Below are 20,433 nucleotides of genomic sequence, written 5' to 3' on the forward strand. Positions count from 1 at the left end.
AGGGCCCGATGAGCGGGCGGACGGACAGGGAGGAGGCCGACCGTGGGTCTGGCAGCAAGAGGGCTTCGGTGGCGCCGCGCCGTGCTCGCCGTGTTCGTCGCCTCGGCCGTGACGCTGCCCGTGGTCGGAGCGGCCCGGTCCCCGGCCTCCGCCCCGCCACCGGTCACGCTCGCCGCACCGACCGCGGCCACCCTCGACGCCACCTACGCCGCCCACCGTGCGGGCGCCGCGAAGGCCGCCCGGATGGCCGCGGATCACGGCGACCGGCGGCGCGCGGCCGCCGACCGTTCCCTGGCCGACTCCGCCCGGCACCTGCTCGCCTTCGACGGGCGCGGCTCCGGACTGGTCACCGAGGTCCTGGGCGACCTCGCGCGCGCCGACCGCGTCGCAGTCCTCGTCCCCGGTTCCGACACCGGCCTCGACACGTACGGCCGGTTCCGCGCCGCCGCCCAGGCCCTGCACGCGCGGCTCACCCGTGAGGCCCCGGCGGGCACCCGCACGGCGGTGGTCGCCTGGCTCGGCTACGAGACGCCCGCCACGATCGGCGTCGCGGTCGCCACCACCGACCTCGCGGACCGGGCCGCCCCCGAACTGCGAGCCTTCGTACGGGACGTGCGGGCCGTCACCGGTCCGCGCCCGCGCCTCTCCCTGCTCTGCCACTCCTACGGCTCGGTCGTCTGTGCCCGTGCCGCCCCCGGTCTGGACGCCGCCGGCATCGACGACATCGCCGTCGTCGGCAGTCCGGGCACCGGCGCCGACACCGCCGCCGGTCTGCGCACCCGCGCCCGGATCTGGGCGGCCCGCGGCGCCGGCGACTGGGTGAGGCACGTGCCGCACATCGGCGTCGGCCTGTTCGGCAGCGGCGTCGGCTTCGGCACCGATCCCGTCTCCCCGGCGTTCGGCGCCCGGGTCTTCGCGGCCGGCGACGGCGGCCACAGCGACTACTTCGCACCCGGCTCCCCCTCCCTTGCCGACCTGGCCCGGATCGTCCTGGGCGAGACCACGGCGGTGACCCATGACTGACCTGACCCCGTACGCCGTACGCGACGGCGTACGGCAGGCCGCCCGCCGCCTCGACGCGGCCACCCCCGCCCACCGCGACCGTGCCGTGGACGCCCTGCGCGCCGGCGCGATCCTCGGTGTCGTCCTCGGCCACTGGCTGGTCACCGGGCTCGTCGCGGACGGCCGCACCCTGCACACGGCCAGCCCGTTGCAGCCCATGCCCTGGCTGGCACCCGTCTCCTGGCTGTTCCAGACGCTCGCCGTGTTCTTCCTGGTCGGCGGCCATGTGGCGACCCGCGGCCACGCCTCGGCCCGCGCCCGGGGCGTCCCGTACCACCGCTGGCTGCGCGGCCGGCTCGCCCGGCTGTTCAAGCCGGTCGCCGCCGTCCTCACCCTGTGGACAACCGTCACGGTCGTGCTGCTGCTTGCCGGTACCGACCTCGCGACCACCCGCACGCTGGTGAAACTCGCCCTGTCCCCGCTCTGGTTCCTGCTGGTCTTCGCCGCCCTCACCGCCGCGACTCCGCTGCTGGCCCGGCTCCACCCGCTGTGGCCGCTCGCCGTCGTCCTGCACGTGGATGTGGCGCGCCTCGGCCTCGGCGGCCCCGCGTGGCTCGGCTGGATCAACCTCGCGGCCGGCTGGCTGGTCCCCTACACCCTGGGCGCGGCCTGGACCCGGGGCGAGCTGGAGCACCGCCGCTCGGGCTGGATCCTCCTCGTCTCCGGTACGGCGGCCACGACCGCGCTCGTCGCCTGGGCCGGCTACCCGGCCTCCATGGTCGGCGTCCCGGGCGCCGGGCTCTCCAACCTCGACCCGCCGACGCTGGCCGCCGTCACCTTCGGCCTGGCCCAGTGCGGACTGGCGCTGCTGCTGCGGGAACGGCTGCGGGGTGCCATGCGCCGGCCCGTCGTCTGGGCGGCGGTGGCTCTGGTCAACCTCTCCGCGATGACGGTCTTCCTCTGGCACCAGACGGCCCTCCTGGCGACCACCGCCACCGCGCTCCTCCTCGGCCGCCTCCCCGGACTCCACACCGTCCCCGACGGCCTCGGCTGGGTGGCCGCCCGGCTGGCCTGGCTGCCGGTGCTCGCCGGTGCCCTCGCGGTCTGCTGGGCGGCGTTCCGGTCCTGGGAGCGGGGCGGGGGACGGCGCGGGCGGTGGCCCCGGGGAGTGCGGGAGGCGCGGGCGTATCGGCCGACGGCGGACAAGGCAGTGAAGGGTGCACGTCATGTCTAAGCTGGACCGTGTGGCGGACAAGGGGGCGGAGGCGGTCCTGCGGTGGCTGCGGGTGCTGCGGGACGATCTGTGGACGCTCCGTGCCGACCCGCTGCCCCCGTCGGTGTGGCTGCGCTGGTTACCGCACGGGATCGTGTGCCTGGCCGGGTGCGGGGTCGTGCTCGGCGACGCGAACCAACTCTCCGACCACGGACACCTCGTGTCCGGGCCAGCCTTCCTGATCGCACTCGGACACGGCGCCGCGATGCTGCTCGCGCTGTGGTACCCGGTCCCGGCATGGTGGGCGTCCCTTGCGACCACGGTCGTCGCAGCGATGGCCGTGCGGGCGCGGATGGCCCCCGACGAGTACAGGTTCACCTGGCCCTGGACCTCGGCCGGTCTGATCTCCCATCTGTTCGTCCTGCTGCTGCTCGCCCTGCGGGTCCGTACCAGGATCTCCGTGGAGGCGCTGGTACTGACCGGGCTTGTCACCTACGTCGTCCAGGGACTGATCGGCGCACAGAACTACCAGCCCACCGGCCAGATCGCCGTCACCCTGTTCGCCACCGCCGTCGTCCTCGGCATCGCCCTGCGCGGCCGCCGCGAGGCCCGCGCGGAACTCGTGCAGCAGACCACGCTCACCGCCGAGGAGCGGGCACGGCGCACTCTGCTGGAGGAACGCAGCCGGATCGCGCGGGAGTTGCACGATGTGGTGGCCCATCACATGTCGGTCGTCTCCATCCAGGCCCAGGTAGCCCCGCACCTGGTCGAGAACCCCTCCGAGGAGCTGAAGGAGAACCTGGTCGGCATCCGGCAGAACGCCCTCGACGCGCTCACCGAACTACGCCGTGTCCTGGGTGTACTGCGTTCCGAACACCCCGCCTCCCCCGTGCGCGAGGACGGTTCCGGCGCCGCCCCGCACGCCCCGCAGCCCACCCTGGACCGGCTCGGGGCGCTGGTGGAGAACACCCGGGCCGCCGGACTCGCCGTGACCACCGAAGTAACCGGTGTGCGGAGGCCGTTGCCGCCCGGCGTTGAGCTGTCGGCGTACCGGATCGTGCAGGAGGCGCTGAGCAACGTACTGCGGCACGCCCCCGGCGCCACCGCCCGGGTCACCCTCGCCTACGCTCCGCACGGGCTGGGTGTGGAGGTGACCAACACCCGGCCCACGGGCGAGGCGCCCCCGTCCGCCGGCGCAGGGCACGGGCTGCTCGGCATGCGGGAGAGGGCCGCGATGCTCGGTGGCAGCCTCACCACCCGTCCCCGGTCCGACGGCGGCTACCGGGTCGCCGCCCACCTTCCCGCCGAATTCCGCGCCGGGACCGGCGACCCGGCTCCTCAGCGCAAGGACGACACTCCATGATCCGCGTACTCGTCGTCGACGACCAGCAGATGGTCCGGCAGGGTTTCACCGTGCTGCTGAACACCCGGCCCGACATCGAGGTGATCGGCCAGGCGGTCGACGGGCTGGACGCGGTCGCGCAGGTCGCCGATCTCGCCCCGGACGTCGTCCTGATGGACATCCGCATGCCCGAACTCGGCGGCATCGAGGCCACCCGCCGCATCACCGCCGCCACCCCGCACATCCGGGTGCTGGTGCTGACCACCTTCGACCTCGACGAGTACGTGTACGAGGCGCTGCGCGCGGGCGCCTCCGGGTTCCTCCTCAAGGACGCCTCCAGCGACCAGCTCGCCGAGGCGGTACGGGTGGTGGCGGCCGGCGACGCGCTGCTCGCGCCCGGCGTCACCCGGCGGCTGATCGCCGAGTTCGCACGCCTCGAGGACAGGCCCCGTTCCCCGCTCAGAGAACGTGTCGCCGACCTCACCGAGCGGGAGACGGAGGTGCTCGGGCTGATAGCGCAGGGCCTGTCCAACGCGGAGATCGCGGTGCGGCTGGTGGTCGCCGAGCAGACCGTGAAGACCCATGTGGGCCGCATCCTGGTGAAACTGGGCCTCCGTGACCGCACCCAGGCCGCTGTCTTCGCCTACGAGGCGCGGCTGGTGACACCGGGCTGACCGGCGAGCTCGCACCACACATACCTGCCCCGGTTGCCGAATCCGGAGAGCGGCTGCCGGCCCCACAGGTCGGAGCAGGCCCTGACCAGGGCAAGCCCTCGGCCGCCCTCATCGATGACGCTGCCGTTCGACTCCGCCGGAACCCCCGGCGGTTCGGGGTGGTCCGCGTCCCGGGCGCCGGTCCGCAGCACACCGCTCCGGATTATGCTCAGGCGGTGTTCACCTACACGCGCCCCGAGTTGTCGGAGAGCGAAGCGGCGCTTCGCGTGGACCGCCGGATGATGTGAGGCGTCACATGAGCCGAACCCCGTGCCGGCGGAAGTCCAGCTACTCAGGCTCAGGCGGCGGTGAGGGCGACACCTGCGTCGAGAGCGCGGAGGCGCGCCCCCGCACAGCCGTCCGCGACTCCAAGGCCCCCGCCCGCGCCGTCCTCTCCGTCCCCGCCCTCTCCTTCGCAGCCCTCGTCGGGCATGTGATGCGAAACGCCTGTCCAGGGGCGTGACCCCGGGCGGTCAGTGGCCTCCCCGGTTCTTGACGCAGGGGCCCGTCCCCGGCTGGGGCTCGATGTAGGCGCCGTGCACCTCGCTGGTCAGCTCGTGCTTCGTCACGTCACCGGACACGCACACGACTCCCGTGTGGACGCTGTAGAACCCGGGCCCGATGTACACGCCGTGCTCCTCGCCGCAGCCGAGACGGCTCAGCGCCGCCGCGATCCGTTCCCCGCCGAAGACGCCGTGCTCACCGGCACCACCTTCCTGCCGGACCTTCTCCAGCTCCTCGCGGATGAGCTTCGCCGACGCCTGCCCTCGGGCACGCTCGTCCGGCGTCAGGGACGCCTGCACGCGGTAGGCGTGGTTCTCGGCGTAGTGGGGGGCCTGATCCCCGTTCTCCTCCTGGCGTGCGCCGGTCACGCTCGGAACGGGAGAGGACGGCAGATCCGAAGGCACCGCGACGGGCTCCGCGCACGTCGGCCGGGGCGTGAAGGAAGGCGGCGGACCCGTCGGCCGCGCCTGCTCGCCCGGCTGGGTTCCACACGCGGTCACCGTGACCGCGACAAGGGAGACCGCGGCTGCCGCAGCTGATCGTCTGAGGGACATGGTCGGAGTTTCCCGTCCCGTACGGCAGACGCCATGAGCACGGGTACTCATCCGGCCAGGGTGCTGTGGTCGTGTCCCACGGCGTGGTGCAGGGGATCAAGCGCTCGCGTTCCGGTACGAGGCCCATGGCGGTCTTCGCGGAGGCGGCAGCCCGAGAGGTGTCCCGTTGGGGCGGGTTGAACACCCGAACCGGCGGGACCGCCGTCCCCGGCCTGCGGATTCCGACGTCCTGATCCCCTGCACCACCTGGCGGGACGCCATCGGTGCTGTGCGAGGCACTGTCCGGTCTCGCTCCGCAGGTCACAAGGGGCAGCCCTTGTCGGCCCTTCCTGTCCCCGTCGGGAAGGCCGCTTTCGATGAGGGCTCTGGGCACAGGCCCGGTCGGCGTCCTATGGTCCGTTCATGACGGCTGAATCCGACCTCGCGTTCGACCCGTGGGACCCGGCGTTCCTCGCCGACCCGTACCCCGCCTACGCCGAGCTGCGGGAACGGGGCCGGGTGCACTGGTTCGAGCCGACGAACCAGTGGCTGGTCCCGCACCACGCGGACGTCTCCGCGCTGCTGCGCGAGAGGCGTCTGGGCCGGACGTACCAGCACCGCTTCACCCACGAGGAGTTCGGCCGGACCGCCCCGACGCCCGAGCACGAGCCGTTCCACACCCTCAACGACCACGGCATGCTCGACCTCGAGCCGCCGGACCACACCCGCATCCGGCGCCTGGTGTCGAAGGCGTTCACCCCGCGCACGGTGGAGCGCCTGAAGCCGTACGTCGAAGGGCTGGCGGGGGACCTGGTGTCCGCGCTGGTCGACGCCGGCGGGGGTGACCTGCTGCGGGACGTCGCCGAACCGCTCCCGGTCGCGGTGATCGCCGAGATGCTGGGCATCCCCGAGCCGGACCGGGCCCCGCTTCGGCCCTGGTCGGCGGACATCTGCGGGATGTACGAGCTGAACCCGTCGCAGGAGACGGCGAAGCGGGCGGTCCGGGCCTCGGTCGAGTTCACCGAGTACCTGCGCGAGCTGATCGCGCACCGTCGAGCCCGCCCCGGCGACGACCTGATCTCGGGGCTGATCGCCGCCCACGACGAGGACGACCGCCTCACCGAGCAGGAGATGATCTCCACCTGCGTGCTCCTGCTGAACGCGGGCCACGAGGCGACGGTGAACTCCACGGTCAACGGCTGGGCGGCGCTGTTCCAAAACCCCGGTCAGCTGGCCGCCCTCCGCGCGGACCACTCCCTGGTCCCCTCCGCCGTGGAGGAGCTGATGCGCTACGACACCCCGCTCCAGCTCTTCGAACGCTGGGTGCTGGACGACATCGAGATCGACGGCACGGTGGTCCCCCGGGGCGCGGAGATCGCCATGCTCTTCGGCTCCGCCAACCACGACCCGGCCGTCTTCACCGACCCTGCCCGCCTCGACCTCACCCGCGCGGACAACCCGCACATCTCCTTCGGCGCCGGCATCCACTACTGCATCGGGGCGCCCCTGGCCCGTATCGAACTCGCGGCGTCCATGAGGGCGCTGCTGGAGCGGGCCCCCACCCTCGCCCTGGCGGAGGAACCGAAGCGCACACCGAACTTCGTGATCCGGGGGCTGGAAGGGCTGGCGGTCGAGGTCTGACCCGCCGGTCCGCGCCGGGCGGGGCTGCGGGACGGTTGCCCTTCCCGCAGCCCCACCCGGCTACTTCGTCTCGAGGTCCCGTCGCCGGAAGCCCGCCAGGCCCAGCCACACCAGGCCGGCGGCGACGAGGGACAGCAGGAGCAGCGGGGTCCAGTTCATCTCCGCGGCGGGGAGCCGGGGGACGTGGCCGAACGGGGAGAGGTTGTTCGTCCAGGCCGGGAACTGCAGGATCGGGCCGAGGTAGCCGACCACGAAGGCGTACACCGGCACGATCCAGGCCGCCTGGCTCGCCCGCGGGAACCAGCCGAAGAGCACCACGGCCACGCCGACCGTGACCCACAGGGCGGGCGCGTACGCCACGGCCGCGCCCACCAGGTCCGGCAGCAGCCCGGTGTCACCGGTCGAGGCCGCGCCCGCGATGCCGAAGCCGAGCCCGGCCAGCAGCAGCACGACCGTACCGCCGCCCATGGCCACGGCCAGGTGGCCGCCGACCCAGCGGGTGCGTGAGAGGCCGGTGGCGAGGAGGGGTTCGGCGCGGCCCGCCGTCTCCTCGGAGCGGGGCCGCAGGGCCGCCATGACGACGTACACCGCCGCCACGACCGTCAGGACGACCATGACCATGGAGGCGAAGGACTCGGCGACGCCGCTACCGCCGATGCGGTCCAGGGCCTCCTGGATCTCGTCGATGCCCTCCAGCATGTCCTCGGCGTCCCCGAGGATCGATCCGTACATCGCGCCCATCAGGAACAGGCCGGTGCCGAAGCCGGTCAGCATGCCGCGGTGCAGGCGCAGGGCGAAGCCGACCGGTGTGGCGAGCGCGTCGGAGGCCGTGGGGCGGCCCGGCTTCCCGGGACGCAGGCCCGCGCCCACGTCCCGCCGGGTGGAGAGCACGAACCCCGCCGCCGCACACGCCGCCGCGAACACCAGGCAGAGCAGCAGCGGCCACCAGCGGTTGTCGACGTACGGGTAGCTGCGCTGCACCCAGCCGATCGGGGACAGCCAGGACAGGGCACCGTTCTCGCCGCTGTCGCCGGCCGCGCGCAGCACGTAGGCGACGCCGATGACCGCGAGCGCCGTGCCGGACGCGCCGCGCGTGTGCGCGGTGAACTGGACGGTGACCGCGGCGACGGCGGCGAAGACGAGGCCGACGGCGGCGTGGCCGAAGCCGTAGAGCAGCGAGCCCGCGGTGTCGATGCCCTCCAGCCCCAGGCCGGCCAGGCCGAAGGTCAGCAGCAGGGCCAGGGCGAGGTTGGCCAGGGCCGCGACGGACAGGGCGGCGGCGAGGTGGGCGTGGCGGCCCACGACGGTCGAGCGCACCAGCTCGGCGCGGCCGGTCTCCTCCTCGGCGCGGGTGTGCCGGGTGACGACCAGCACGCTCATGAGGCCGACGAGGACGGCCGTGAAGCCGATCATCTGGTGGCCCAGCATGGAGCCGAAGGTGTAGTCGTCGAGGTAGTGGCGGGGGCCGGACATGGCGAGGCCGGCCGGGCTGTCCATGCTCCTGACGGCGTTGGCCCGGTCCTGCGGCTCGCTGTACAGCGTCCTGAAGCTGTTCGCCGTCATGAGCGTGCCGAGGAGCAGGGCCAGGATCCACACCGGGAGCCGGATCCGGTCCCGGCGCAGGGCGAAGCGGATCAGGGTCCGGGTCCCGGCCAGCGCGGTGCCGCCCGCGACCGGTCCGGCGGGTGCCGGAGCCTCGGGGGCGGCGGTCGCGGTGGTCATCGCAGGCCTCCGTCCGTGCGCTGCTCGTCCGTGCCGTGTCCGTCCGTGCGCTGCCGGTACGTGCGCTGCCCGCCGGTGCCGTGTCCGTCCGCGCCGTGCTCGTCCGGGCCGTGTCCGTTGGCGGCGAGCTCGCTGCCGTAGTGGCGGAGCATCAGCTCCTCCAGGGTCGGCGGGTGGCTGACGAGACTGCGGATGCCGAACTCGGTGAGCTTGCGGACCGCTCCGTCGACCCGGCCGCCGTCGACGGCGAACCGGACCCGGCCGGTGGCCTCGTCGAGGGTCCGCAGGTCGTGGACGCCGGGCAGCTCGTCGAGGCCGGTGGCGGGGCGCTCGGTCTCCACCTCGATGGTGGTGCGGGTCAGGTGGCGCAGCTCGCCGAGGGTGCCGGACTGGACGGTGCGCCCCAGCCGGATGATGCTCACGCGGTCGGCGAGCTTCTCCACCTGGGCCAGGATGTGGCTGGAGAGCAGGACGGTCTTGCCGGCCGCCTTGGCCTCGCCGATGACGTCCTGGAAGACGACCTCCATGAGCGGGTCCAGTCCCGCGGTCGGCTCGTCGAGCAGCAGCAGCTCGGCGTCGGAGGCGAGCGCGGCGACGATGGCGACCTTCTGCCGGTTGCCCTTGGAGTAGGCGCGGCCCTTCTTGGTCGGGTCCAGGTCGAAGCGCTCGACGAGTTCGGCGCGCCGCTTCCTGTCCAGGCCGCCGCGCAGCCGTGCCAGCAGGTCGATGGCTTCGCCGCCGGTGAGGTTCGGCCACAGTTCGACGTCGCCGGGGACGTAGGCGAGGCGACGGTGGAGCTCCACGGCGTCCGCCCACGGATCGCGCCCGAGCACCTGGGCGGCGCCCGAGTCGGCACGCAGCAGGCCGAGCAGGACGCGGATGGAGGTGGACTTGCCGGAACCGTTCGGGCCCAGGAATCCGTGGACCTCGCCGGTCTCGACCTCCAGGTCGAGACCGGCGAGTGCGTGCGTGCGGCCGAACGACTTGTGGAGTCCGGACACGGTGATGGCCTTCGTCATGCTTCGGAACGTACGCTGATTTCACAAATTTGTGAAGTTAAGGAAGTGTATAAACGCCGGACTAGACTGGTCGACGTCGCTGAGCTGCGGATACGGACACGGGGACGGGGACGGATCCGCGGAGGGCGGACGGGACACGTACGGGCCGAGGGCGGAGATGGGCGGGCCATGACGCAGGAAGGGGCCGGACTGCCGGGGCGGGACCCCGAGGCGGTCTCCCGGTTCGTCGAGCACTTCGCCGCGCAGTTGGCGGCGGCCGGAGTGCCGCGCATGCCGGCCAGGGTCTTCGCTGCCCTGCTGGTCTCGGACACCGGTCTCAGCACCTCCGCCGAACTGGGGGAGACGCTGCGGATCTCGCCCGCCGCGGTCTCCGGGGCGGTGCGCTACCTGGACCAGCAGCACCTGGTCTCCCGCGAGCGGGAGCCCGGCTCGCGCCGTGAGCGCTACCGGGTGCGCGGCGACCAGTGGTACGAGGCCCTCACCAGTCGCGAGGCCGTCCTCCGGCGCTGGCAGGACGCGCTGCGCGAGGGTGTCGCCAGCGTGGGCCCCGACACCCCGGCGGGCCTCCGGCTGGCGGAGACACTGGCCTTCTTCGAGTTCGTCGAGAAGGAGATCGAAACACTCATGGACCGCTGGCGCGCCCACCGCGAGGAGCGCTTCGGCCGCGGCTGAGCCGCTCCGCCCAGCCGAGGCCGACCCCGCTCACACCGGCAGCGTCAGCCCCCAGGCGTCCTCCCGGGCCACCCACGTCCGGGTGCCCACCGGCCCCGCCACGACCGCGTCCGCCCGGTAGCGGAAGTGCGCTCCCGACACGGTCACCGTGTGTCCTTCGGCCAGCAGCGGCGACGCCTCCGTGCCGACCGACACCGGCCGCACCTCGACCCGGGCGACCCCGCCGGGGCCGGGGACGACGGAGACGCCCTCCACCGGCTGACGCAGGTCGACCAGCGTCACCCCGTCGACCTCCACCCGCAGCCGTACCGGCCCGCCCTCGGGAGCGGAGGCGACCCGGGGCGGCAGGGCCGGCACCAGGGTGCGCACCAGGGACTGGCAGGTCCGCAGCCACGGATGCTGCACCGTGCCGGTGTCCCGGCCGACGTCCTCGGCGTCCTCGGCGTCGTAGGCGTCCCCGGCCCCGCCGGCCCCCTCCTCCCGCATCCGCGCGGCACCGGCCGGCGGAATCCGCACCGCCCCGAGCACCACGCCGTCGCTGTCGTCCACCAGCAGGTTCATCCGCCGCTCGGTGCCCTCCAGCACGGCGCGGGACGCGGCCACCGCCCCCGTGGGCACCCCCAGCGACCGGGCGAGCGACAGCGCGCCCCCGACCGGCACCAGGGCCAGCGCGCAGCCGGTCAGCTCCCGCTGCCGGTGCAGCAGCCCCACCGCCCGGATCAGGGCCCGGTCGTCGCCGACCAGCACCGGGCGCCTCGAGCCCCGCCGGGCGAGCGCGCGGGCGAACTCCTCCGGGCCGTCCGGCAGGCACACCTTCGTCGTCGCACCCCCGCTGAGCACGTCTTTCGCGATGCGTACGGACTCGCCGTCCCTGCGGCGGGCGACCGGATCGATGACCACCAGGAGCTGATCGGACGTCGGGGAAGTCGCCACCTCGGCCATGCCTCGCTTCCTCGGGTAGCATCTTTGTGCAAGAGCCCCTTGCGCTGTTGCGCAGGGGCTTCGTCTATTCCGGGGCATCCGGTCCGACGGTTGGCGGCCAACGGTGGTCGCGGTGTGTGCGCGGCGGAGATCCTCCGCGTACGCCCCTGACCCTGGACATGCCCCACCCGGAAGGGGTGTACGCGCGTGCCCGCACTTGTGCTGCTCGGTGCTCAGTGGGGTGACGAAGGCAAGGGAAAGGCGACGGACCTGCTCGGTGGGTCCGTCGACTACGTGGTGCGTTACCAAGGCGGTAACAACGCCGGCCACACGGTGGTCGTGGGCGACCAGAAGTACGCCCTGCACCTGCTCCCTTCCGGAATCCTCTCCCCCGGTTGCACCCCGGTCATCGGCAACGGCGTCGTCGTCGACCCCTCCGTCCTGTTCTCCGAGCTGAGCGGGCTGAACGAGCGGGGCGTCGACACGTCCAAGCTCCTGATCAGCGGCAACGCGCACATCATCACGCCGTACAACGTGACCGTCGACAAGGTGACGGAGCGGTTCCTCGGCAAGCGCAAGATCGGCACCACCGGCCGCGGCATCGGCCCGACCTACGCCGACAAGATCAACCGCGTCGGCATCCGGGTCCAGGACCTGTACGACGAGTCGATCCTCACCCAGAAGGTCGAGGCGGCCCTCGACGCCAAGAACCAGATGCTCACCAAGCTCTACAACCGGCGCGCGATCGCCGGCGAGCAGGTGGTCGAGGAACTGCTGGGCTACGCCGACAAGCTGGCGCCGTACGTCGCCGACACCGTCCTGGTGCTCAACCAGGCGCTGGAGCAGGACAAGGTGGTCCTCTTCGAGGGCGGCCAGGGCACCCTGCTCGACATCGACCACGGCACGTACCCCTTCGTCACCTCGTCGAACCCGACCGCGGGCGGCGCCTGCACGGGCTCCGGCGTGGGCCCGACGAAGATCAGCCGGGTCATCGGCATCCTCAAGGCGTACACGACCCGCGTCGGCGCCGGCCCGTTCCCGACGGAGCTGTTCGACGAGGACGGCGAGGCGCTGCGCCGCATCGGCGGCGAGCGGGGCGTCACCACCGGCCGCGACCGCCGCTGCGGCTGGTTCGACGCGGTCATCGCCCGCTACGCGACCCGCGTGAACGGCCTGACCGACTTCTTCCTCACCAAGCTCGACGTCCTCACCGGCTGGGAGCAGATCCCGGTCTGCGTGGCCTACGAGATCGACGGCAGGCGCGTGGAGGAGCTCCCCTACTCCCAGTCGGACTTCCACCACGCGAAGCCGGTCTACGAGACGCTCCCGGGCTGGTCCGAGGACATCACCGGCGCGAAGTCCTTCTCCGACCTGCCGAAGAACGCCCAGGCGTACGTCAAGGCCCTGGAGGAGATGTCCGGCGCCCCGATCTCCGCGATCGGCGTGGGCCCGGGCCGCGACGAGACGATCGAGATCAACTCGTTCCTCTGAGGGAGCTTTTCCGTAGTCCCGTAGATCTGATGGGATGGCCGGTACGGTGAACCCGACCGGACCGGCCGTCCCACTCTTCTCAGTGCCGATCAGTGCCGATCAGTGCCGATCAGTGCCGATCAGTGCCGAGCGACAGGGGAAGCGACCACTGTGCACGTCGTGAAGGAAGCGGGATGCTGCTGAGATTCCGGGTGGCCAACGTCCGGTCCCTGCGCGACGAGCAGGAACTTTCGTTCGTCGCGCCCGAGGACGACGAGAACGAGCGGGCCACCGCACGCGACACGGAACTCTCCGACGGACGGCGGCTCCCCGTCCACACCGTCCTCGGCGTCTTCGGAGCCAACGCGTCCGGCAAGTCGAACCTGATCGCCGCACTGCGGAACATGCGCCACTGCGTGCTGCGGTCGTACGCCGACTGGACCTCCTACGACGGCATCCCCCGCGACGAGTTCGCCCTCGACCCCAAGGCCGCCGCCGAAACCTCCCTCTACGAGGCGGACCTCGTCCTCGCCGACGGCGTGCGCTGGACGTACGGCTTCGAACTCGGGGAGCGCCGGGTGGAGGCCGAGTGGCTCTACGCCTACCCCAAGGGCCGCCGCCAGGTGTGGTTCGAACGGGACGCCACCCGCGAGAAGGACTTCGACTTCCCCGGCGACCGCCTCCGCGACCGTGCCAGGCTGGCCCGCACCACCCGCCCGGACGCCCTCCTCCTCACCAGGGCCGCGAACGACGGACACGGGCAGCTCACACCCGTCTTCGACTGGTTCAAGAACAACTTCTGGGACGTCACCCCCGAGACCGAGCGCACCCAGCGCGAGGACTACACGGCCCTGCGGCTGCTGCGCGACGACGGTTTCCGCCGCCGGGCCGAGGAGCTCCTGGAGGTCGCCGACCTGGGCATCGCCGGAGTGGAGGTCGAGCAGACCTCCTCCGGCAGGCCCCTGGTACGGCTCGTGCACGGGAACGGGGGCGACCGGACCACCCTCGACTGGGACGCGGAGTCCTGGGGCACCCGCTCCTGGTTCGCCCTGATCGGCCCGCTGCTGCTCGCCCTCGACACGGGAGCGGTCCTCCTCGTCGACGAGCTCGACGCCAGCCTCCACTCGCGCTTCGCGGCGGAGGTCGTGCGCCTCTTCCAGGCGCCCTGGCTCAACCGCAAGGGCGCCCAGCTCGTCTTCACCGCCCACGACCTCTCCCTCCTGCGGACCCCGGCCGGGGGGCGGCTGCTGCATCCGGGCCAGATCTGGCTCACCGAGAAGGACGAGCGGGGCGCCACGAGCCTGACCTCGGTCGCCGACTGGGAGCCGACGGCGGAGGAGGACCTGATGGCGTCCTACCTCGCCGGAACCTTCGGGGCCGTACCGAAGGTGTCGGAGGGCCAGGTCGGCCGACGGTTGCTGCGCACCCAGGAGACGGCCGGACTGGACTCCGGGACGATGGACGACGACTTAAGGGCGGGGGCGGAAGGGCTCTGATGGCGAGGGCACGAGGAGGGGACGACGTCTCCCGCAGGAGGGGCGGCGGCGCGAAGGGCCGGGCCGGCCGGGCACGCCAGGTGTACGTCTACACCGAGGGCGAGGTGACCGAGCCCGAGTACATCGACATCGTCGTCCGGGGCGGCACGTGGGCCGAGACGGGCCGCACGGTGCAGCACCACATCGCGAACCCCAACGCCGAGGGCAAGCACCGCAAACCGCTGCGCATGGTCCAGGAGGCCGTCCGCACCCTGCGCAAGGTCGAGCGCGAGGCGAAGGACGCCGGGCTCAGGCGCGACAAGGACTGGAACTGGCCCCAGGTGTGGGTCCTCTTCGACCGGGACGACCACCAGGGCGTCCGTGAGGCCTTGGACCTGGCGGAGAAGGAAGGCGTGCGCGTCGCCTATTCGCACCCGTGCTTCGAACTGTGGCGGCTGCTGCACTACTCCAACTACACGGCCACCTTCGGCGGGGTCGCCAGTGACGCCACCGGCAAGCTGCGCTCGCGCCCCGGATTCGCCGCGACGTACGGACGCGGTGTGCGGACGGTCACCGAACAGCAGTCGAAGCACGTCCGTGAGGGACAGGTCCTGACTCCCTCCCACGACGACGACCTCAGCCGGTACAGGACGGCCAAGAAGCACGCCCAGAAGATCAACGACGGTCATTCCACGACCAACCCCAACGCCTGGGATCCCTACACGGACGTGTGGCGGTTCGTGGAGGATGGTCTGCTCCTCAGTGGCTATTAGGCTGCATGGATGTACGGGCAGCGGCCCGAGGACATGCCACCGCGCCGCTGCCACCCCCACCGCTCGTGATACGTGAACAGGGAGCCGTAACGTGGCCAGGATCACGCTCGAACAACTGGAGCGTCACCTCTTCGCCGCCGCGGACATCCTCCGCGGCACCATGGACGCCGCCGAGTACCGCGACTTCCTGCTCGTCCTGCTCTTCCTCAAGCGGGCCAACGACGAGTTCGAGGCGGTACACGACAAGGTCGTCGCCGAGGAGATGGCGGCGGGCGCCACGCGCGAGGAGGCCGAGGAGGAGGCCGACGAACCGGCCCACTACACGAAGCGCAACGTGATGTACGTCCCCGAGGCCGCCCGCTGGAGCGGACTGGCCGGCGCGGTGGACGACGTGGCCACGAAACACCTCCAGCCCGCGCTCGACGCGATGGAGGCCGACAACCCCCGGCTGCGCCACCTCTTCGACCACGTGAACTTCAACCGGATCGGCGGCGGCGGGGGCACCGGCACGGCGGCGGCCAAGCTGGCCGACAAGCGGCTCCAGGGACTTATCGAGCACTTCGGTGGCATGCGGCTGCGCGCCGACGACTTCGAGTTCCCGGACGTGATCGGCGCCGCGTACGAGTACCTGCTGAAGGACTTCGCCGACTCGGCCGGCAGCAAGGGCGGAGAGTTCTACACCCCGCGAGCGGTCGTGCGGATGATGGTCGAGCTGGCGCGGCCCCGGGCGGGGCAGCGGGTGTACGACCCGTGCGTCGGCTCGGGCGGCATGCTGATCCACGCCAAGGAGTACATCGAGGAACACGGCGGCGACACCGAGGACCTGGCGCTGGCGGGGCAGGACGCCAACAACGGCTCCTGGGTCATGGCCACCATGAACATGCTGTTCCACGGGGCCGTCGACTTCAACCTGCGCATCGGGGACACCCTCACCAGCCCCATGCACCTCGACGAGTCGTACGACATCGTGCTGAGCAACCCGCCCTTCTCCATGGACTACAAGGCCGCCCAGATCCTCGACATCGAGGAGCGGATGCGGTACGGCCAGACGTCCGAGAAGGGCAAGGCCGACCTGATGTTCCTCCAGCACATGCTGTACATGACGGAGCGCCGGGACGGTTCCGTCTTCACGGTCATGCCGCACGGGGTGCTGTTCCGCAGCGGCGCGGAGGAGCGGATCCGCGCGAAGATCATCGAGGACGACCTGCTGGAGGCCGTGATCGGCCTGCCGTCGAACATCTTCTACGGCACGGGCATCCCGGCCTGCGTCCTGGTGCTGCGGTCCGGCAGCCGCAAGCGCGCGGGGCGCGAGGACAAGGTGCTGTTCATCAACGCGGATCGTGAGTACCACTCCGAGCGGGCACAGAACGTACTGCTCCCGGAACACGTGGAGAAGATCGTCTCCACCTTCCACAGCGGCGAGGAGGTACCGCGCTTCGCCCGCTGGGTCGAGCGGCAGGAGCTGCGGGACAACGCCTACAACCTCAACATCCGCCGGTGCGTCGACAACACCCCGCCGCCCGAGCCGCAGGACGTACGGGCCCACCTGGTGGGCGGGGTGCCGCGCGTGGAGATCGAGGCGCCGGAGAAGAAGCAGCTGCTGGAGGCGTACGGCGTCGAGCTGACCGACCTGTTCGCCGAGCGCGCGGACGATCCCGCGTACGTCGACTTCCTGCCGGAGGACCGACGCCCGGACGCGGACCGGCTGAGCGCACTGGCGGCCGCGCGCGAGCAGGAGCTGTCGGACGCCTTCGACAAGTGGTGGGCGACGGAGACGGAGAAGATCGTCGCGCTGGCCCCCTGCGAAGGCGATGACCGGACGGAGTTCGAGAAGCGGGCCCAGCTGGCCCGGCTGCGGGCCGACCTCATCGACTCCTTCCGCGACACTCTGCTCAGCGTGAGGGTATTGGACCGTTTCGCGCTCGCCGGCGCGGTCGCCGGATGGTGGCAGGACGCGAAGAACGAGCTGAAGGCACTGGCCGAGAACGGCTTCCGGGGCGTCGTCGACGGCTGGGTCGAGACGGTCGAGACGATGCTGGAACCGGAACCCGACCCGTGGACGGGCGGCGCGCGCAAGCGCTCGGCGTCCGAACGGCGTGAGGCGTACGCGCACAAGGTGGTGGCGCGTCTCGTCCCCGACTTCCTGACGGAACTCGCCGACGCGGACGCGCGCAAGGCGGAACTGGACGCCAAGGTGAAGGCGGCGGAGGCGGCGGAGGCCGCGCGGGCGGCTGCGGCGGCGGGAGTCTCCGAAGACGGTGAGCTGTCTGACGGCGCAGAGACCGACGACGAGGGCCCGGCCCTCGACCCGGCGATCGCGGAGGCGCTGCTGAGCGAGGCGGACCTGAAGAAACTGAAGCGGGAACGCACGGCGGCGAACAAGGCGGTGAAGACGCTGGAGGAGGCGTTCTACCCGTTCGACGGGATGGGAGACGCGTCGTCGTTGACCGCCAAGGAGAAGCCGGAGGCAGCGCAAGAAGAAGCTTCGGGCCAGACCGAGTTGGCCGTAGCAGTGGAGGACGAGCCCGCGGACCGCCCGACTCCTCGTCTCCACAAGGCCCGCGGGCAGCTGACCGACGACCGAGCACGCGAGATCGTGCTGGGCATCCTGCGCGACGACCTGGCCTCGAAGCTGGAAGGGCATGTAGTGCGTCGGCGCCGGAAATTGATCGACGTCTATGTGGACTGGGAACGGAAGTACCTGGTGTCGTTGCGTGATATCGAGAAGCGGCGTGAGGCGGCGACGGAGAAGCTGAACGGGTTCTTGAGGGAGCTGGGTTATGTTGGCTGAGCTGGAAGTCCGCTGGGTGCCGGTCGGTGAAGTTGGTGAGGTGCGGATGGGGAAGCAGCTTTCGCCGGCGAGTAGCCGTGAGGGCGGTATGCATGCCCCGTACCTGCGCGTCGCGAATGTGCTTGGCGGTTGGATTGACTACTCAGATGTGAAGTCCATGAGCTTCGACGCTCTGGAGCGACAGAGATACAGCTTGGAACCCGGGGATATCCTTCTCAATGAGGGCCAGAGTCTTGAGTTGGTTGGCCGAAGTGCCATTTATGATGGGCATCCCGGCGAGTACTGCTTCCAGAACACGCTTATTCGCTTCAGGTCGAGTGCCTGCGTTGTTCCAGAGTACGCTCACGCTGTTTTCACGCAGTGGCTGAACGATGGCACCTTCGCCTCAGTGGCGAAAAAGACCACGAGTATTGCGCATCTTGGTGGGGATAGGTTTGCGAAGATGCCGTTTCCTCTTCTCCCGTCTGCGCAGCAACAGCGAATCGTTGAGATTTTGGAAGCGGTCACCGAGTCGGAAAGGTCCGCGGAGGCCGAGATTGCAAAATTTCGCGCTGTACGCAAAGGAATCGTTAACAGCCTGCTGGTGGCGAATTCGGTTTCAAGATCAGTGCGGGAGTGATTGCGTCATGCGATCGGTTGAAGAAATCCATGCCCGTTCGTAAGCCGCCCACGTCCAGGCAGCGGCGTCTCGGGGCCGAGCTTCGCCGGATGCGTGAGCACGTCGGGCTCTCCCTCACCGAGGCCGCCGCGCTGCACCGTGTCGACAAGACGGCGATCAGCAACACCGAGTCCGCCCGGTTTGGGGTGAGCCCTGACCGGGTGCGAGTGTGGGCGGCCAATTACTCCTGTCCAGATCCCGGATACGTGGACGCTCTCGCGGGCATGGCCAAGGAGCGAGTCGGCGCCAACTGGTGGGATGACTTCAGGGACTCCATCGCCTCGTACATGCTGGATCTGGCCGAGCTGGAGCACCATGCCTTGGCTCTTCGGCACGTTCAGATCACGCACCTGCCCGGTCTGCTTCAGCACGAGGACTACGCATGTGCGGTGTTCGAAGAGGCTGTGCCGCCGCTGTCCTCGGAGGCCCTGGACCTTCAGGTCGACTTTCGTATGCGTCGCCAAGCGCTACTGGGCCGCACGAACCCTCCGGCATGCTCCTTCCTCCTGCATGAGGCCGCGCTGCGCATGCTCTTCGGGGGGCCGGTGATCGCGAAGCGGCAGTTGGATTACTTGCTGGAGCAGTCGGAGCGCGAGGCCGTCACCCTTCGCGTGGTGCCCTTCTCGGCAGGCGGGTTCCCGAGTGCGGGCAGCTCGACCATGTACGCCGGTGGCCCCGTCCGGCAGCTCGACACCGTTCAGATCGACGTACCGAACGGTGTGACGTTCCTGGACTCGGAGACGCATCTGACGAACTACCGCGCTGTACTTGACCGGATGGAGCAGCGATCCCTGGAGCCCGGACCCTCGCGGGACTTCATACGTAAGGTGCTGCACGAACTGTGAGAGCGTGAATCGGATGGACATCCAGTGGCGGAAGTCGTCGTACTCCGAACAGGCGGGAAACTGCCTGGAGTTGGCGGTAGTTGACGGTCAGGTGCTTGTCAGGGAGAGTGACGAGCCCGATGTCGTCGTCAGGACCACCCGCGCCAAGCTCGCGGCCTTCCTGGCCGGAGCGAAGGCGGGCGAATTCGACGAGCTGCTCTGACTCACGTCCCCAGTCGCAGCAAACTCCGCATCAATGTTGATGCGGCAGCACTGTTGGCGCTAGCCTGACTTCAGGCGGTAGTCGCACGATTACTCGCTGATGCAAGGTGCCCCGGCGGTGAGCCACCACCCCGGGGCAGGCCAACGCTGCAAAGGAGCGTCAGCATGTCCAAGCCTATCCGGCTTGCCCTCGAACAAGCGCTTGCCCAGATCCTGGTTCACCTCCTTCCCGCCACCGGCCAACGTCGACGCCGGGGCCGGCCGAGGCGGGTGCATGCGGCCCCGCGCACCCTGTCCGGGCTGCGGCTGTTCGTCCACCGGGCTGCTGTACCCACGGTGTTGAGCGAAGCGCTCCTGGCGAAGGCCCGTGCCGCGAGGCGGGCCGAGGCCTGCGCCCCGCTCGGTGACGCCGGTCCCCGCGTCCGTCCCTACCTGCTCGCGCACGAACGGCGGCAGCGGCAGCAGGTGCGACGTACGGCCCTGGTCCTCGCGCTCGACGGGATCGACATCGGACCGTGGGTCATCCATGGTCACCGCGTCGGCACCCCCGCGCCCCTGGAGGTGGCGGCCTGATGAGCGGGAAGCCCTCCACGCGGTTCCAGGTGAACCGCGTCCCCAGCAAGCCCGTCCGCCGGCAGGACGACGGGACCCTCGCCATCGACCTCTGGCTCTGCCGGGACGGGGTCTTCGACTCGGACGCGGCGCTGCACCTCACCCCCGCCGAGGCCGAAGTGCTGCACGCCCAGCTGTGCTACGCCCTCGACGACGACACCGCCGCCCTGATCGTGCCGGAGAGCAAGCGGCCCGACTGCCGCAAGGGTGTCGCCACCGGGCGAGGGCGCCGGTAAGCGCTGAACCTGGCTGAAACCCGCGCTCACCGAGCGCCCGCTGACCGAAACCCGTGCGTCAACCTCCCCCGGCGCACGGGTTTCTGGGCA

General features: G+C 71.0%; 20 protein-coding genes and 1 pseudogene. 16 read left to right on the forward strand and 5 right to left on the reverse strand.

Annotated elements, in window-relative coordinates; genetic code table 11:
* Positions 1-42: 42 nt before the first annotated feature.
* The 4 genes from TU30_RS01680 to TU30_RS01695 are packed head-to-tail and all read left to right on the forward strand — an operon-like array spanning position 43 to position 4,231.
* Entirely contained in the window at positions 43-1,023 is a 981-nt protein-coding gene (locus TU30_RS01680) for an alpha/beta hydrolase (RefSeq protein WP_042163501.1), read from the forward strand.
* Positions 1,016-2,236 carry an acyltransferase gene (locus TU30_RS01685; protein ID WP_042163503.1) on the forward strand — a complete coding sequence of 407 codons (1,221 nt, stop codon included), beginning with the start codon at positions 1,016-1,018 and terminating at the stop codon, positions 2,234-2,236. The genes TU30_RS01680 and TU30_RS01685 overlap by 8 nt, the downstream gene beginning before the upstream one ends.
* Positions 2,229-3,578: a sensor histidine kinase gene (locus tag TU30_RS01690; protein WP_042163505.1), complete on the forward strand. Its 1,350-nt coding sequence runs from the start codon at positions 2,229-2,231 to the stop codon at positions 3,576-3,578. Before TU30_RS01685 ends, TU30_RS01690 begins: the two co-directional genes overlap by 8 nt.
* Positions 3,575-4,231: a response regulator transcription factor gene (locus tag TU30_RS01695; protein WP_042163508.1), complete on the forward strand. Its 657-nt coding sequence runs from the start codon at positions 3,575-3,577 to the stop codon at positions 4,229-4,231. The genes TU30_RS01690 and TU30_RS01695 overlap by 4 nt, the downstream gene beginning before the upstream one ends.
* Here the strand turns inward: TU30_RS01695 and TU30_RS01700 are convergent.
* Positions 4,201-4,428, reverse strand: a pseudogene (locus TU30_RS01700) (ATP-binding protein); the annotation flags it as partial. The gene TU30_RS01695 and the pseudogene TU30_RS01700 overlap by 31 nt on opposite strands.
* A gap of 98 nt (positions 4,429-4,526) precedes the next feature.
* Between TU30_RS01700 and TU30_RS33385 the strand changes: the two are divergent.
* Positions 4,527-4,733, forward strand: a complete 207-nt coding sequence (locus TU30_RS33385) for a DUF397 domain-containing protein (RefSeq protein ID WP_078878038.1) — start codon at positions 4,527-4,529, stop codon at positions 4,731-4,733.
* A gap of 10 nt (positions 4,734-4,743) precedes the next feature.
* Here the strand turns inward: TU30_RS33385 and TU30_RS01705 are convergent, their stop codons facing one another.
* A complete protein-coding gene (locus TU30_RS01705) occupies positions 4,744-5,142 on the reverse strand; it encodes a hypothetical protein (protein ID WP_042163515.1) in 399 nt (132 codons plus the stop codon).
* Between the two features lie 588 nt (positions 5,143-5,730).
* Between TU30_RS01705 and TU30_RS01710 the strand changes: the two genes are divergently transcribed.
* On the forward strand, positions 5,731-6,948 hold the full coding sequence (locus tag TU30_RS01710; RefSeq protein ID WP_042163517.1) for a cytochrome P450: 1,218 nt from the start codon (positions 5,731-5,733) through the stop codon (positions 6,946-6,948).
* 60 nt (positions 6,949-7,008) lie between these two features.
* Here the strand turns inward: TU30_RS01710 and TU30_RS01715 are convergent, their stop codons facing one another.
* Both TU30_RS01715 and TU30_RS01720 read right to left on the reverse strand, forming a co-directional pair.
* The gene (locus TU30_RS01715) at positions 7,009-8,670 is read right to left on the reverse strand and encodes an ABC transporter permease (RefSeq protein WP_042163519.1); all 1,662 of its coding nucleotides are present in this window, start codon (positions 8,668-8,670) and stop codon (positions 7,009-7,011) included.
* Positions 8,667-9,689: an ABC transporter ATP-binding protein gene (locus TU30_RS01720; protein ID WP_078878039.1), complete on the reverse strand. Its 1,023-nt coding sequence runs from the start codon at positions 9,687-9,689 to the stop codon at positions 8,667-8,669. Before TU30_RS01720 ends, TU30_RS01715 begins: the two co-directional genes overlap by 4 nt.
* 168 nt (positions 9,690-9,857) lie before the next feature.
* Between TU30_RS01720 and TU30_RS01725 the strand changes: the two genes are divergently transcribed.
* Positions 9,858-10,361, forward strand: a complete 504-nt coding sequence (locus tag TU30_RS01725) for a GbsR/MarR family transcriptional regulator (RefSeq protein WP_042163522.1) — start codon at positions 9,858-9,860, stop codon at positions 10,359-10,361.
* A gap of 30 nt (positions 10,362-10,391) precedes the next feature.
* On the opposite strand, the gene TU30_RS01730 is transcribed toward TU30_RS01725, so the two are convergent.
* A complete protein-coding gene (locus tag TU30_RS01730) occupies positions 10,392-11,303 on the reverse strand; it encodes a diacylglycerol kinase family protein (protein ID WP_042163525.1) in 912 nt (303 codons plus the stop codon).
* A gap of 186 nt (positions 11,304-11,489) precedes the next feature.
* Between TU30_RS01730 and TU30_RS01735 the strand changes: the two genes are divergently transcribed.
* The 9 genes from TU30_RS01735 to TU30_RS01770 all read left to right on the forward strand — a co-directional run bounded on the left by TU30_RS01735 (position 11,490) and on the right by TU30_RS01770 (position 20,343).
* Positions 11,490-12,773, forward strand: coding sequence for an adenylosuccinate synthase (locus tag TU30_RS01735; RefSeq protein ID WP_042163529.1), 1,284 nt, complete (start codon positions 11,490-11,492; stop codon positions 12,771-12,773).
* Positions 12,774-12,946: 173 nt separating this feature from the next.
* The gene (locus tag TU30_RS01740) at positions 12,947-14,248 is read left to right on the forward strand and encodes an ATP/GTP-binding protein (protein WP_042163532.1); all 1,302 of its coding nucleotides are present in this window, start codon (positions 12,947-12,949) and stop codon (positions 14,246-14,248) included.
* A complete protein-coding gene (locus TU30_RS32770; protein ID WP_052479714.1) occupies positions 14,248-15,000 on the forward strand; it encodes an RloB family protein in 753 nt (250 codons plus the stop codon). Before TU30_RS01740 ends, TU30_RS32770 begins: the two co-directional genes overlap by 1 nt.
* Before the next feature lie 91 nt (positions 15,001-15,091).
* Entirely contained in the window at positions 15,092-17,791 is a 2,700-nt protein-coding gene (locus TU30_RS01750) for a class I SAM-dependent DNA methyltransferase (RefSeq protein ID WP_042163533.1), read from the forward strand.
* Complete coding sequence (locus TU30_RS33390) at positions 17,781-18,410, forward strand: restriction endonuclease subunit S (RefSeq protein ID WP_069086888.1); 630 nt, start codon at positions 17,781-17,783, stop codon at positions 18,408-18,410. Before TU30_RS01750 ends, TU30_RS33390 begins: the two co-directional genes overlap by 11 nt.
* A gap of 29 nt (positions 18,411-18,439) precedes the next feature.
* Positions 18,440-19,294, forward strand: coding sequence for a helix-turn-helix transcriptional regulator (locus TU30_RS01755; protein WP_042163534.1), 855 nt, complete (start codon positions 18,440-18,442; stop codon positions 19,292-19,294).
* A 13-nt stretch (positions 19,295-19,307) separates the two neighbouring features.
* Positions 19,308-19,496: a DUF397 domain-containing protein gene (locus tag TU30_RS01760; protein ID WP_042163537.1), complete on the forward strand. Its 189-nt coding sequence runs from the start codon at positions 19,308-19,310 to the stop codon at positions 19,494-19,496.
* Positions 19,497-19,660: 164 nt separating this feature from the next.
* Entirely contained in the window at positions 19,661-20,068 is a 408-nt protein-coding gene (locus tag TU30_RS36730) for a hypothetical protein (protein WP_234307731.1), read from the forward strand.
* Positions 20,068-20,343 carry a hypothetical protein gene (locus TU30_RS01770; RefSeq protein ID WP_042163544.1) on the forward strand — a complete coding sequence of 92 codons (276 nt, stop codon included), beginning with the start codon at positions 20,068-20,070 and terminating at the stop codon, positions 20,341-20,343. Before TU30_RS36730 ends, TU30_RS01770 begins: the two co-directional genes overlap by 1 nt.
* The last annotated feature ends 90 nt before the right edge of the window (positions 20,344-20,433 follow it).

The sequence above is a fragment of the Streptomyces sp. NBRC 110035 genome (assembly GCF_000829695.1).
Lineage (GTDB): Bacteria > Actinomycetota > Actinomycetes > Streptomycetales > Streptomycetaceae > Streptomyces.